14 protein-coding genes and 1 riboswitch are annotated in these 13,258 nt (G+C 75.2%); of the genes, 6 read left to right on the top strand and 8 right to left on the bottom strand.

What is annotated here, in order from left to right:
- Positions 1-13: 13 nt before the first annotated feature.
- The 3 genes from J2S66_RS07365 (at position 14) to J2S66_RS07355 (ending at position 2,231) form a co-directional block, all read left to right on the top strand.
- Positions 14-301: an early set domain-containing protein gene (locus tag J2S66_RS07365; protein WP_310305391.1), complete on the top strand. Its 288-nt coding sequence runs from the start codon at positions 14-16 to the stop codon at positions 299-301.
- 103 nt (positions 302-404) lie between these two features.
- The gene (gene pip / locus J2S66_RS07360) at positions 405-1,322 is read left to right on the top strand and encodes a prolyl aminopeptidase (RefSeq protein WP_310305389.1); all 918 of its coding nucleotides are present in this window, start codon (positions 405-407) and stop codon (positions 1,320-1,322) included.
- A 102-nt stretch (positions 1,323-1,424) separates the two neighbouring features.
- The gene (locus J2S66_RS07355; protein ID WP_310305387.1) at positions 1,425-2,231 is read left to right on the top strand and encodes a Clp protease N-terminal domain-containing protein; all 807 of its coding nucleotides are present in this window, start codon (positions 1,425-1,427) and stop codon (positions 2,229-2,231) included.
- Here J2S66_RS07355 and glyA read toward each other — a convergent pair.
- From glyA to J2S66_RS07330, 5 genes are all read right to left on the bottom strand, one after another.
- Positions 2,207-3,460 carry a serine hydroxymethyltransferase gene (gene glyA / locus J2S66_RS07350; protein ID WP_310305384.1) on the bottom strand — a complete coding sequence of 418 codons (1,254 nt, stop codon included), beginning with the start codon at positions 3,458-3,460 and terminating at the stop codon, positions 2,207-2,209. The genes J2S66_RS07355 and glyA overlap by 25 nt on opposite strands.
- A 29-nt stretch (positions 3,461-3,489) precedes the next feature.
- A riboswitch (ZMP/ZTP riboswitch) is annotated at positions 3,490-3,576 on the bottom strand.
- Positions 3,577-3,617: 41 nt separating this feature from the next.
- Positions 3,618-4,604 (bottom strand): NAD(P)-dependent alcohol dehydrogenase, encoded by a 987-nt coding sequence (locus J2S66_RS07345; protein ID WP_310305381.1) that lies wholly within the window; start codon positions 4,602-4,604, stop codon positions 3,618-3,620.
- Entirely contained in the window at positions 4,601-5,233 is a 633-nt protein-coding gene (locus J2S66_RS07340) for a DUF2306 domain-containing protein (RefSeq protein ID WP_310305378.1), read from the bottom strand. The genes J2S66_RS07345 and J2S66_RS07340 overlap by 4 nt, the downstream gene beginning before the upstream one ends.
- A 113-nt stretch (positions 5,234-5,346) precedes the next feature.
- The gene (locus J2S66_RS07335; protein WP_310305375.1) at positions 5,347-6,015 is read right to left on the bottom strand and encodes a response regulator; all 669 of its coding nucleotides are present in this window, start codon (positions 6,013-6,015) and stop codon (positions 5,347-5,349) included.
- Positions 6,012-7,145, bottom strand: a complete 1,134-nt coding sequence (locus J2S66_RS07330; RefSeq protein WP_310305374.1) for a sensor histidine kinase — start codon at positions 7,143-7,145, stop codon at positions 6,012-6,014. Before J2S66_RS07330 ends, J2S66_RS07335 begins: the two co-directional genes overlap by 4 nt.
- 169 nt (positions 7,146-7,314) lie before the next feature.
- Between J2S66_RS07330 and J2S66_RS07325 the strand changes: the two genes are divergently transcribed.
- Together J2S66_RS07325 and J2S66_RS07320 are read left to right on the top strand one after the other, a co-directional pair.
- Positions 7,315-8,178 (top strand): hypothetical protein, encoded by an 864-nt coding sequence (locus J2S66_RS07325; RefSeq protein ID WP_310305372.1) that lies wholly within the window; start codon positions 7,315-7,317, stop codon positions 8,176-8,178.
- Entirely contained in the window at positions 8,175-8,834 is a 660-nt protein-coding gene (locus J2S66_RS07320) for an extensin family protein (RefSeq protein WP_306750410.1), read from the top strand. Before J2S66_RS07325 ends, J2S66_RS07320 begins: the two co-directional genes overlap by 4 nt.
- 89 nt (positions 8,835-8,923) lie before the next feature.
- On the opposite strand, the gene J2S66_RS07315 is transcribed toward J2S66_RS07320, so the two are convergent.
- A complete protein-coding gene (locus J2S66_RS07315) occupies positions 8,924-9,679 on the bottom strand; it encodes an SDR family NAD(P)-dependent oxidoreductase (RefSeq protein ID WP_310305369.1) in 756 nt (251 codons plus the stop codon).
- 101 nt (positions 9,680-9,780) lie between these two features.
- Here J2S66_RS07315 and J2S66_RS07310 point away from each other — a divergent pair, with 101 nt between their 5' ends.
- On the top strand, positions 9,781-10,653 hold the full coding sequence (locus J2S66_RS07310) for a helix-turn-helix transcriptional regulator (protein WP_310305366.1): 873 nt from the start codon (positions 9,781-9,783) through the stop codon (positions 10,651-10,653).
- 143 nt (positions 10,654-10,796) lie between these two features.
- Here the strand turns inward: J2S66_RS07310 and J2S66_RS07305 are convergent, their stop codons facing one another.
- Together J2S66_RS07305 and J2S66_RS07300 are read right to left on the bottom strand one after the other, a co-directional pair.
- The gene (locus tag J2S66_RS07305; protein WP_310305364.1) at positions 10,797-11,870 is read right to left on the bottom strand and encodes a VanZ family protein; all 1,074 of its coding nucleotides are present in this window, start codon (positions 11,868-11,870) and stop codon (positions 10,797-10,799) included.
- A gap of 429 nt (positions 11,871-12,299) precedes the next feature.
- A complete protein-coding gene (locus J2S66_RS07300) occupies positions 12,300-13,247 on the bottom strand; it encodes a hypothetical protein (RefSeq protein WP_310305362.1) in 948 nt (315 codons plus the stop codon).
- Positions 13,248-13,258 lie beyond the last annotated feature (11 nt).

The raw sequence follows: 13,258 nt of genomic DNA, 5'->3' as shown, positions 1-13,258 counted from the left end.
CCGAGGGAGAACCATGCTCCGCAACGCGCGCCTCTTCGGCCCGAAGCGCCGCGTGACCTTCTCGCTGCCGCTCGACCAGCCCGAAGGCCCGGTCAGCGTGGTGGGATCGTTCAACGACTGGACGCCGGGCGTGCACGAGCTCCAGCCGCGCCGCGACGGCACCCGCACGGTGTCCGTCATCCTGCCCCCCGGCACGCACCGGTTCCGCTACCTCGGCCCCGACGGCCACTGGTTCGACGACACCGACGCGCACCAGGTGGACCACGACGGCGGTGTGATCAGGATCGACGTCGTGCGCTGAGCGTGCTCCGCCGAACCGTCGGACGTGCGGGCGGAATCCCCTCCACCTCCGCAGCCACCCGGGCTAATGTGACAGCACTGTCACATCTGGCTGGGGAGGATCGGTGCTGTACCCGGAGATCGAACCGCACGACCACGGGATGCTCGACGTAGGCGACGGGCACCACGTCTACTGGGAGGTGTGCGGCAACCCGGACGGCAAACCGGTGGTCTGCCTGCACGGCGGGCCGGGGTCCGGGTGCTCGCCGCGCACCCGCCGCTACTTCGACCCCACCGCCTACCGGATCGTGCTGCTCGACCAGCGCGGGTGCGGGCGCAGCACGCCGCACGCCGGGCAGCCCGAGGTGGACCTGTCGACCAACACCACCGACCACCTGGTCGCCGACCTGGAGTTGCTGCGCGAGCACCTGGGCATCGAGCGGTGGCAGCTGTTCGGCGCGTCCTGGGGCTCGGTGCTCAGCCTGGTGTACGCCGAGCGCCACCCCCACCGGGTGACCGAACTGGTGCAGGCGGGCATCGCCACCGGCATGCGGGAGGAGACGGACCTGCTGACCAAGGGCCTCGCGCCGATGTTCCCCGAGGCGTGGGAGAGGTTCCGCGCGTTCGCCCCCGAGGGCGACGACCTGCCCGCCGCCTACCTCGCGAAGCTGCTCGACCCCGACCCGGCCGTGCACGACCGGGCGGCCGAGGAGTGGTGCCGGTGGGAGGACGCCCTCGCCGGGCAGGGCGACCGCTTCGACCCCCCGGAGTACCGGCTGGCGTTCGCACGCCTGGTCACGCACTACTGGGCGCACGGTTCGTGGCTGCGCGAGGGCGTCGTCATCGAGGAGGCGTGGAAGCTCGCGGGCATCCCGGGCGTGATCGTTCAAGGCGTGCTCGACCTGGGCAACCTCATCGGCACGCCGTGGCGGCTGGCGCACGCCTGGCCGGACGCCGAGCTGATCATGATCCCCGGTGCCGACCACGCCGGCACCGACGACCTGGCCGCCGCCCGGGTCGCGGCGACCGACCGGTTCCGGTAACACCCGGCCACCGCGTGCGATGGTGTGGACGCGGGTTGTGGCGCGAGTGCCGGAGTGGCGGGCCTTGGACGAGAGGGCCGCCGGGGCGGTGGCGGGGGACTGATGGGCTGGTACACCGAGGCGGCGCGGCAGGTGTCCGTGCTGGCGCTGAGCGAGGCGAGGGCGCTCGGCCACGCCACCATCGGCACCGGGCACCTGCTGCTGGGCCTGCTCGGCGAGGGCGGTGCGGCGGCGACCGTGCTCGTGTCGTCGGGGGTGACGCCGCACGGGTGCCGGCCCCACGTGCGGGAGGTCGAGCGGGGCGGCGTGCCGTTCCCGGGGCACCTGCCGTTCACGCCGGGCGCGAAGCGGGCGCTGGCGGCGGCCGTGCGGGAGGCGTTGGCACTGGGGCACCGGAACGTCGGCACCGGGCACCTGCTGCTGGGCCTGCTGACCGAGGTCGACGGGGTGGCGGTGGACGTGCTGGCGCGGTGCGGCGCGACGCCCGAGGACGTGCGGGACCGTGCGTTCGCGGAGCTGGCGGGCATCTCGCTCGCGGGCTTCCCGCCGTCGCCGCGCACCGCCCGGCTGTACCTGAGCCACCGGCCGCGCGACCTGCACCTGGCGGGGCGGATCGCGGACCGGCTCGACGACATGGGGTGCGCCGTCGTGCCCGACGCGGCGTCGTGCGACGTGCTGCTCGCCGTCGTCGGGCCGGGGTGGACCGTGCCGGACGAGCCGGTGCGCGACGAGCTGGAAGCGGCCCGGACGCGGTTGGTCCCGGTGATCGCGGTGCTGGTCGACGGGGTGGAGCTGCCCGCCGACCAGCTGCCGGGCACCGGGTGCGTCGCCGTGCGGCACGAGACGTTCCGCGACGACGTGGCCCGGTTGGCCGACGCCGTCCGCTACGCCCAGCCGGGCATGGGGTAGCCGGACATGAGGTCGGCGACCTCGGCGGCGATCCGGTCGAGCTCGCGGTCGTCGGTCGCCCTGATCGCGCGGTCGATCCACTCCGCGACCTGCGGCATGTGGTCGGCGGTGAGGCCGCGGGTGGTGACGGCGGCCGTGCCGAGGCGGACGCCGGACGGGTCGAACGGCTTGCGCGGGTCGAACGGGACGGTGTTGTAGTTCGCCTCGATGCCCGCGCGGTCGAGGGCTTTCGCGGCGGGCTTGCCGCCGACGGCCCGGTTGGTCAGGTCGAGCAGGACGAGGTGGTTGTCGGTGCCGCCGGAGACCAGGTCGAAGCCGCGGTCGAGCAGGGCGGCGGCCAGGGCGCGGGCGTTCTGCACGACGGCGTGGGCGTAGAGGCCGAAGGACGGGTCGAGGGCCTCGCCGAGCGCGACCGCGATGGCGGCGGTGGTGTGGTTGTGCGGACCGCCCTGGAGCCCCGGGAAGACGGCCTTGTCGATCGGCTTCGCGTGCTCGGCGTCGGTGAGGATCATCGCGCCGCGCGGGCCGCGCAGCGTCTTGTGGGTGGTCGTGGTGACGACGTGGGCGTGCCCGACGGGCGACGGGTGCGCGCCGCCCGCGACCAGGCCCGCGATGTGCGCGATGTCGGCGACGAGGACCGCGCCGACTTCGCGGGCGATCTCGGCGAACCCGGCGAAGTCGATGGTGCGCGGGATCGCCGTGCCGCCGCAGAAGATCACCTTCGGGCGTTCGGCGAGGGCCAGGTCGCGGACGTCGTCGAGGTCGACGGTGCCGGTCTCCTTGCGGACGCCGTACTGGGCGCTGCGGAACCACTTGCCGGTGGCCGAGACGCCCCACCCGTGGGTCAGGTGTCCCCCGGCGGGCAGCGCCATGCCCATGACCGTGTCGCCGGGCTCCAGGAAGGCCAGGTAGACGGCCAGGTTGGCGGGCGAGCCGGAGTACGGCTGCACGTTGGCGTGGTCGGCGCCGAACAGGGCCTTGGCCCGGCTGACGGCCAGCTCCTCGACCGGGTCGACGACCTGCTGGCCCTCGTAGTAGCGGCGGCCGGCGTAGCCCTCGGAGTACTTGTTGGTGAGCACCGAGCCGGTCGCCTCCAGTACCGCGGTGGAGACGTAGTTCTCCGAGGCGATGAGGCGGACCTTCTCGAACTGGCGACGGGCCTCGGCCTGCACCAGGCGGGCGACCTCGGGGTCGGCTCCGGTCAAGGACGGGATGGCGGGTTCGTGCACGACGGCCTCCACGCGCGCGAGGGCGCTCGCCGTGGCACCCAGGCGCGCGGTGCCCGTCGGCTCAACGCTCCCCGGTGGTCGGTCCCACCCTCGGCACGCCAGTCGCGAACACCGCCGAGCCTACCCGCCGACGCCGCCCCGGGGAGCCCGATCCGCGTCACACCGCGATGACGACCTTGGCGCGGGCGTGCTCGTCCTCGACGTACCGGATGGCGTCGGGCACCCGGTCGAGCGGGTAGGTCCGGTCGAGGACCGGCACGAGCGCCCCGGACTCGGCGAGCCGCCGCAGCGCCGCCAGGTTCTCCCGGCCGGGCCGCGCCTCCAGGACGAGCACGCGGTGCCGGCGGATGAGCGGACCCGCGAGCGCCGCCCGCGCGATGAGCCCCATCGGCCCGAAGACGCTGCCTCCGGTGGAGACCCCTCCCCCGGAGAGCAGGAGGGTCCCGCCGGGCTTGAGCGCGCGCCGGAGGGCGGCCAGCGGGTGGTTGCCCACCAGGTCGAGCACGACGTCGTGGCGCCCCTCGTCGCGGGTGAAGTCGTCCCGGGCGTAGTCGATGACGTGGTCCGCGCCGAGCGAGGCGACCAGTTCCGCGTTCCGGGCGCTGCACACGGCGGTCACCTCGGCGCCGAGGTGCCTGCCGAGCTGCACGGCGAACGTGCCGACGCCACCGGACGCGCCGTTGACCAGGAGGCGCTGCCCCGGCCGCACCCGCCCCAGGTCGCGCAGGCCGACGAGCGCGGTGTTGGCGGCCAGGGGCAGCGCGGCGGCCTGCTCGAAGGTCAGGTTGGCGGGCTTGGCGTCCACCACGCCGTCGGGTGCGCACACGTACTCGGCGAACGCGCCGTCCACCTCGCCGTACACCTCGTCCCCCGGCCGGAACCGGGTCACGCCGGCGCCGACCGCCGCCACCTCGCCCGCGAAGTCGGTGCCCCTGATCGCCGCCTTCGGACGGGTGAGCCCCATGACGCCCGGCATGAGGCGCGCCAGGTACGGGTCGCCGCGCATGACGTGCCAGTCGCGGGCGTTCACCGCCGCCGCGCGCACCCGGACGAGCACCTCCCCCGCCGCGGGCGTCGGCCGGTCGACCTCGACGAGCCGCAGCACGTCGGGTGAGCCGTACCGGTCCTGGCTGATGGCCTTCATCGTGCCTCCACTGGGTCGGGGGTGGTGCGGGAGCGGCGCACGGCCCGTTCGGCCACGGCCAGGTTGACCAGCCAGCCGGCGAGCATCAGCAGGGCCTCGGCCGTCCGGTCGGGGTCGCCGAGGACCACCGTCCCGAGGCCGAGGGTGAACACCTGGGTGCCGGCGGCCAGGCCGACCGCGTACGCGCGGGTCATCCAGGCGCGGTGCCCGACGACGTCGCGCCGCCGGGCCGCGGTGACACCGAGGACCAGGAACAGCGCCCAGAGCGCGCCGAACACGAGCCGGGTGCCCGTGAGGAGGAGGGCCGCGTCGGCCTGCCGGAAGGGGAACAGGGTCAGCCACAGCCCGGACAGCGCCGCGGCGAGACCGCAGAGGACCACCAGCCGCCCGGCCACGCGGTGCCACCGCCGCCGCCGGGCGCGGAACCGGGGCGCGAACTGGAAGGCGCCCAGGACGGCGTAGCCACCGGCCCCGATGACGTGCGCCACCAGGGGTGCGCCACCACCACCGGGGTCGCCCAGCCGGAAGGCCCCGGCGATGACCGGGACGGCACCGAGCGCGAGCAGCCCGGCCGGGACGAGCCGGCCCCGACCGGGTCGGGTGGCGCGTCGGGGCGCTGTTGTCGTCATGCCGCAGATCGTGGCCGCCGCGGCGGTGCCGGGTCATCGGCATTCAGGCCGCTGTCCGGCCGGACCAAGAGCCGGTCCCGGGTCGTACTTTCGGCTACCGGCGGGCGGTTCGGCTACCGGTGGGTGCCGCGCCGGACGCGGTCGGTCTCGTGCGCCCAGATGGCGATCTCGACGCGGTTCCGCGCGCCGAGCTTGTTCATCAGGCTCGTGACGTGGGTCTTGACCGTGCTGAGCGTGATGTGGAGCTGCTGGGCGACCTCGCTGTTCGTGCGGCCGGCGGCCACGGCGGCGAGGACCTGCTCCTCCCGCTCGGTGAGCGGCTCGACGGGCTGCACGGGGGTGGCCGCCGGTCCGGCGCCGGCGAACGCCGCGAGCAGCCGCGCGGTGACGCTCGGGGCGATCAGCGCGTCGCCGTTCGCGGCGGCGTGCACGGCCTGGGCGAGCAGCACGGGTCCGGCGTCCTTGAGCAGGAAGCCCCGCGCCCCGGCGCGCAGCGCCGCGTAGACGTACTCGTCGAGGTCGAAGGTGGTGATCACGACGACGGCGAGCGGGTCGGCCACGTCCGGCTCGGCGAGCGCGCGGGTGGCCTCGATCCCGTCGAGCAGCGGCATCCGGATGTCGAACAGGCACACGTCGGGGCGCAGCCGCCGGGCCAGCTCGACCGCGTGCCGGCCGTCGGCCGCCTGGCCCACCACCTCGATGCCCGGCTGGGCGTCGAGGATCATGGTGAGGCCGGTGCGGACGATCTCCTGGTCGTCGGCGACGACGACGCGGACGCTCACGCGCTCGCCCCGGTGCGCGGCAGCACTGCGGTGACCGTCCACCCGCGGTGGGGGTCCGGGCCCGCCTCGCAGGTGCCGCCGAGCAGGCCCGCGCGCTCGGCCATGCCGACCAGCCCGTGCCCCCGTCCGGCTGCCGGGCGGGCGGGGCTCTCGCCGTCGTCGCTGACCCGCAGGTGCACCGAGCGGTCGTCGGCGACCACCCGGACCGCGATCCGGGTGGCGTGCCGGGCGTGCCGCAGGGCGTTGGTGACGGACTCCTGGGCGAGCCGGTAGACGGCGGTGCCCACCGACGGCGGCAGGTCGTCGACGTCGCCGACGACCTCCACGTCGACCTCGGGGCCGAGGTGCGGGCGCGTGGCGAGCTGCCCGAGGTCGGCGACGCGCGGGGTCGGGGCGAGGTCGACCCGCTCGTCGTGCCGCAGCACGCGGACCATGGCGCGCATCTCGGCGAGCGCCCGCGACGCCTCGGACTCGATCACGCGGAGCGCGTCGACCGCGGCCGCCGGGTTCGCGGCGGCGGTGGCGAGCCCGGCCTGGGCGCGGATGGCCATCGCCGAGACGTGGTGGGCCACGGTGTCGTGCAGGTCGCGGGCCAGCCGTTCCCGTTCGAGCAGCTTGACCTGGTCCAGTTCGCGCGTGCGCGCCCTGACCCGGTACCGCAGCGCCGCGCCGAGGGCGCAGGCGGTGCACACGACGACCGCGCCGCCGAGCGTGTCGCCGAGGCCGACGGTGCCGAGCGCGAGCGAGGAGCCGAGCTTGGCCAGCACGACCAGCGACCCGAGCGCGGCCTCGCGGCCCGATCCCCAGCGGTACAGCGCGAACGGCAGGAGCAGCAGGTAGACCATGGTGTTCAGCTCGGGTTCGACGCCGGTCGCCACCGGGGTCACCGCGCAGACGCCGAAGGCGATCGCGACCGCGCGCAGCGGCCTGGTCCGCCGCAGCGGCAGCGTGGGCAGCAACCCGACGGCGACCACCACCGAGACGACCGGGAACGCCAGGTCCGCCCGCAGCACGCCCTCCAGCACGGCGGCCACCGCGAGCGCGCCGACCAGGACCAGGTCCCACCGGGCCCGCGACGTCGGGTGCGGCGGTCGCGGCTCGTCCCACAGGGAGCGCAAGAGGTCGTGCACCGGCTCAGGGTACGGGCAGGGCGACGGTCCCGGATCGGCCCGCGGGGACGGCGGGTTTGGGCGGAACGTTCCATTGCCCGACTGCCCCGGCGGATCAATACTCGGGTTGGAAATCTTCCAACCGGCTTAGCGCCACGTCAGCGTTTCCCCCTGCCTCGAAAGGACTGACGTGCTCGATCGGCGAAAGTTCGTGCTGGGCGCCGCCGTCACGGCGACGCTCGGCACCACGGTCTCGACAACACTCGCGGGCCGCGCGGCGGCCGCCCCCGCACCCGTCCTCCCGACGGCCGGCACCGGCTCCCCCACCAGGGCCGCCGGGGTCTTCACCGACCCCGCCGGCACGGCGTTCGCCCTGGTCCACCTCGACGGCGCGTGGGTGCTGGTCGACGAGAGCGGTTCGGTGCGGATCACCACCGGCCTCGCCGGCGCGGACCTCGTGGACGTCTCCACCGACGGCGACCGGGTCGTGGCGGTGGGCGCGCTCAGCGGCGACCCGACCGCGGCGATCTGGGAGTCCACCGACGGCACGACCTGGCACGAGGCACGTCGCCTGCACGGCGTGCGCTCCGAGTTCACCGCCGTCGGCGGCGGGCTGGCGCTGGGATCGGTGGTGAAGCACGAGCGGGCGTCGCTGGTGCGCATCGCGGCCCGCCGCACCGCGAACGGCTGGTCGACCGTGCCGGTCCGCGGCCTGGAGTGGACCGACGGGATCAAGGCCACGGCGGTCGCGCGGACCGCGACCGGCTGGGTGGCGGCGGCGGTCGGCACCGCCGGGACCGTGCTGCACACCTCCCGCGACGGGGTCGCGTGGAGCGCCCGGTCCGGCGTGGACGAGGTCGCGGTGCGCGGCCTCACGGCGGACGGCCACTGGGTCGGCAACGACGTGGTGGACGCGACGCCGCTCGCCGGCACCCTGGACGCCGGTCGGCGGCGACCGGACGTGCCCGCCGACGCGAAGGCCCTGGGCGCGGTCGGCGCCCGCACCGGCTGGCTGGCCGGTGGCCGCCTGATCACCGCGGAGGCGGCCCGATGATCACGTTCCAGAACATCGACGGCACGCCGGTCTACTACTGGCGGTCCAACCGCGGCAACACGACCACCCGCAACTGGCAGGTGACCCAGGCGTTCTACGACAGCCTGGTGCTGTGGGTCAGGGACCTGCGGTCGCTGTCGTCGGCGTACGGGGGCATCAGCTACCTGGTGTCGGCGGGGTTCTACGTGAACAAGCCGGGCGAGCACGGCACGGGCACCGCGATGGACCTCGACCACGTGCGGTGGAGCGGCGGGCAGACGATCTCGCCGCTGGACCGGCACCACGCGTCGGGCACGGTCGCGACGCGCCGCCGGTACCTGGCGGTGGACGCGGTGTGCCGGCGGCGGTTCCGGTTCGTGCTCGACGGCTGGTACAACGCCGCGCACGAGGACCACATCCACTCGGACTTCGGCGGCCTGCCCGTGCGGTGCGTGACGGGTTCGGAGAGCGACACGAAGTTCGTCCAGGCGCTGTGCAACAACTTCATGTCGTCCGGTCTGGCGGTGGACGGCATCTGGGGTCCGCTGACGACGAGCGCGTTCAACACCGCGAAGTCGCGGCTGGGCGTGACGGGCGACCCCCACACGAGCAGCGCGTCGTGGCAGTCGTTCCTGTCCGCGGCGGCCCGCAAGGGGTTCGCGAACCAGGCCTTCTAGGCCGCGGGCGAGGTGCCGCCGATCCCACCGGCGCGCCGGACCGGGGCGGGTGCCGTGCTCCTCCGCACGGCACCCGCCCACCCGCCCGATCAGACGCCCGCGCCGCCGGTGACCGGCAGCACGACACCGTTCACGTACGAGGCCCGGTCGCTGAGCAGCCACGCCGCCGTCTCCGCGACCTCCTCCGGGCTCGCCGCCCGCCCCAGCGGGATGCCGGCGGTCAGGCGCTCCACCACGCCGGGGTCGGCCCGCTCCCAGTCCTCCACCATGGCGGTGAGGGTGAGGCCGGGCGCGATGGCGTTGACGCGCACGCCCACCGGGCCGTAGGTCACCGCCGCGCTCTCGGTGACGCTGTTGACGGCGCGCTTGGCCGCGCCGTACGCCGGGAGCGCGGGGTTGCCGATCAGGCTGCCGACGCTGCTGGTGTTGACGATGGCGCCCGCGCCCGCCGTGGCCAGCATGGCCTTCACCTCGGCGGCGACGGCGTAGAACACGCCCTTGTGGTTGACGCGGGTCACCAGGTCGAAGTCGTCCTCGGGGAAGTCGACGACCGGGTGCGGCGGGACGTTGACGCCCGCGTTGTTGAAGGCGACGTCGAGCCGGCCGTGGCGCTCCACGACGGTGTCGACGACGCGGCGGATGTCCGCCACGTCGCCGAAGTCGGCGACCGCGTACGAGGCGTCGCCGCCGATCTCCTCCGTGAGGAGCTCCAGGTCCGCCCCGGTGCGCGCGGCCAGCACGACGGTGGCGCCCTCCCGGGCGAACAGGCGGGCGGCCGCGGCGCCGATGCCCCGGCTCGCACCGGTGACGAGGGCGATCTTGCCGTTCAGGAGTCCGTTGGTCATGGCTCCACCGTGCTGCGCCCACCCCGGCCCCGGCAGGCCCGGACCGTGCGGGGTACTCCCGGTACCTGGCAGCGCCCGGCACTCCGACGGACGATGGGCGCATGGACAAGCACGAACTGGCCTCGTTCCTGCGCCGGTGCCGGGAGCGGTTGTCCCCCGCCACGGTCGGCCTGCCGGTGGCCGGACCGCGCCGCACGCCCGGCCTGCGCCGGGAGGAGGTCGCCGGGCTCGCGCACATCTCCACGCAGTACTACACGCGCCTGGAGCAGGCCCGGGGCCCCCGGCCGTCGCGGCACGTGCTGGCCGCACTGGGGCGCGCGCTGCGGTTGACCGACGCCGAGCGCGCCCACCTGCACGCCCTGGTCGGCGAGGCGGTCGCCCCGCCGGCCGGGCCGCCCACCGAGGTGCCGGACCGCGTCCTGGACCTGATCGAGCGCCTGCCGGACACGGCCGCGATCGTGCTCGACGCCAAGTACGACGTGCTGGCCTGGAACCCGCTGGCCGCGGCCCTGCTGGAGGACTTCTCGGCGCTGTCGCCGCGCGACCGCAACATGATCCGGCGCTTCTTCCTGCGCCCCGACGACCCGCGCCGCCACTACGGCCTGTCGCACGGCGACGCGTTCGCCCGGTTCGCCGCCGGGCACCTGCGCGCCGCCGCGACCCGCTACCCGCACGACCGGGCGACGCAGGCGCTGGTCGCCGAGCTGCTGCGGCACAGCCGCGAGTTCGCGGAGCTGTGGCCGACGCACGACGTCACCGACTCCCGGCACCTGGTCAAGTCGATCGACCACGAGGTGGTGGGGCGGGTGGAGGTGACGTGCGACGTGCTGGAGGTGCCCGAGCGCGACCAGCACCTCGTGCTGTTCACCGCCGCGCCCGGGACGCCCGCGCGGGACGCGCTGCGGCTGCTGGGCGTCGTCGGCACCCAGCGGATGACGACGGAGGACGAGCCGGGACGGGTCAGTCCGCCGTGACCCGCGCGGACGTCCTCGCCAAGCGCAGGCCGGCGACTCCTCGTGGGGGCGCGGGCCTGCTGCACCGGGATGACCAGCCGCACCGCGACGTCGCGCAGGAAGGCACTTCGAAGCGCCCCGGTGACCCCGGGGAACCGTGCGGGCTACCGGTCCGCGGCGGTGCGCACGGCGCCCGCGCTCGCGGCCCGGGTGGTGGTGCGCGTGCCCGACAGCAGGCCGAGCGGGCTGCGCCGGTCGGCGCGGACACGCGCGGCGAGGCCGACCAGCCCGGCCGCCAGGACGACGTGCCCGCCGTAACCGGCCTGGACCAGCAGCAGCACCGGCAACCACCACACCAGGAACCGCAGCACCGCGGCACAGGCCGGCGCACGGCCCCCGGTGCGGGCGTCGACCAGCGCGAGGTGGAACGCGACCTGGCCGGGCGTGGCGCGGTCCGCGCGCAGCAGCGGCACCGCGAGGACCGGCACCAGCGGCACCAGCACGCCCACCGCCCGGTCGGCCCACGCGCCCGGTGTCCCTCCTTCCGCGAGCACCAGCACCAGCCGGGCGCCGAACTGGAGCAGCGCCAGGGTCAGCAGGTCGCCGAGGAACGCGGCCGCCCGGCGCGGCAGGCCCGGCGGCCCGGTGTCCGCCACCGGGTCGGGCACGGCGGGCGGCAGCGACCGGCCCGCGGTGCGGGCGAGCACCCAGCCGAGCACGGTGCCCGCCGTGTTCGTGATCAGGTCGTCCACGTCGGCGATCCGGTAGGGGCACGGGTAGAGCCCGAACACCGCCGTCCCCTGGACGACCTCCACGCACAGCGACACCGCGAAGCCGATCGCGGCGGCCGTCACCGGGCCCCGGCGGAACCGGTGGGCGAGCAGGAACCCCAGCGGCACGAACAGCGCGACGTTCAGCGCCACCTGGAGGAACTGCGGGCTGGTCGGGGCGTAGCCGACCGCGGCGATGTCGTCCAGCGACGCGAGGGGGCGGAGCTGCCAGTACGCCCGCAGCGGGCGTCCGTCGCAGAAGCCCGGCGTCACCACCGGGAGCGGGAACAGCGTGAACGCCACCAGCCCACAGCCGTAGAACGCGCCCGCCGCCGCGACGAACGCCGACCACCCGCGCAACCGCCCGTGCAGCCGGTACTGGCGGTGCACCCACGGCAGCACGGCGACCGGCAGCAGCAGCGCGAACAGCACCACCGCGATGACCGCCTCGCTCGCCCGCACCGACACGCGCCCACGCTAGGTCGAGCCGCCGTCCACCGCCCGGCTTCCACCTGTTCGAGTGGCGCTATCACAGGAGCAGGTGAACCGCATGGCGTGCCACGCCGAACCCCCGTCGACCACGTCCGGTCCGAGGAACGGGGGAACCGTGGACGACACCGCCGCGTGCGCGCCGACGTGCCCGCGCTCGCGCTGTCGCCCACCCTGTGGGCGTTCCTGGTCGACCCGGCCGGGGCACCGCCGCCCGTCCTGCCGGCGGCGCGTGGCTGCTGGACCGCGGCGCGTACCTGCCGCTGCCGCCGAGCGTCACCGCCGAGGGCCCCATCCGGTGGGTCCGCGAACCTCACGACGTGCTGCCGCGCCTGGACGCGGTAGCGGGCCTGCTGCGCGAACGGGCCGGCGCGGCGGTGGTCGGGGCGGCGGCGGTCGGGGGGTCGGTCAGCCGTCGTGGTCGATTTCGCGGAACGCCTCGGTCAACGCGCCCAGGTAGGTGGCGTCGGTCGTCATCGACTTGCGCTTCGTGCCGATCGCGGTGCGGCTGGGCGGCGGCTCCACCGTCTCCCACGCGCGGTACCCGCCGACGTCGTCGCGGCAGTGGACGACGATCGTGGTGGCGGGCAGGTTCAGTTCGTGCTCGTGGATGCGGAAGGGTTCGACCTCCTCCTCCAGTCCCGTGCCCTCCAGCAGCGCCAGCAGGGTCGCCGCCCGGCCCAGGGCGGCGCGGTGGGCGTACTCGTCCTGGTCGGGCGGCGGCAGGACGATGACGACGCGCGACCGGAGCTGCCGGCGGGCGATCTGGCGGACCTCCCAGGCGAAGCCCTCGCCGAAGTCGCGGTCCGGCGGCAGCACCAGCACGATGACGCGGGCGTGCCGGATCAGGCGCAGCGCCACGGTCTGCCACTCGTCGTCCCCTGCGCGCACCAGGACCGGGCCGGGCGGGGCGAACGCGGTCCGCTGGTCGACGATGCCGCAGGTGGGCAGGTCGAGCGCGGAGCGGGCGGCGGTGGTGACGACCTGTTCGATGGTCGCGTTCCGGGTGAACGGCTGACCTCCGACGCGCTGCTTGCGGCCCATCGCCTTGGGCAGCACGACCTGACCGTCCCGGCCGAAGGGGCGCAGCACGAGGCAGAAGTCCCGGCCCGAGTCCAGCAGGCCGGGCAGGTACTCGTCGTGCCGCAGGGTCGCCGACGATCGGGTGTACCGGGTGGCGCCGACGAGGATCATGACCAGGCCGGCGAGCGCCATGCCCAGCACCGGTCCGCTGCGGGCGACCGCCTCCAGCCCGCCGAGCGACAGCAGGGCCGCGCCCACCAGCAGCCCGCCGCCCAGCACGACCAGACCGCGCACCCCGGTGAACCGGTAGAGCCGCACGAAGAGCGCTTTCACCCGGACTCCCC

The organism is Saccharothrix longispora (assembly GCF_031455225.1).
GTDB classification, from domain to species: Bacteria; Actinomycetota; Actinomycetes; order Mycobacteriales; family Pseudonocardiaceae; genus Actinosynnema; species Actinosynnema longispora.
This window is presented reverse-complemented; position numbering and strand designations above follow the sequence as displayed.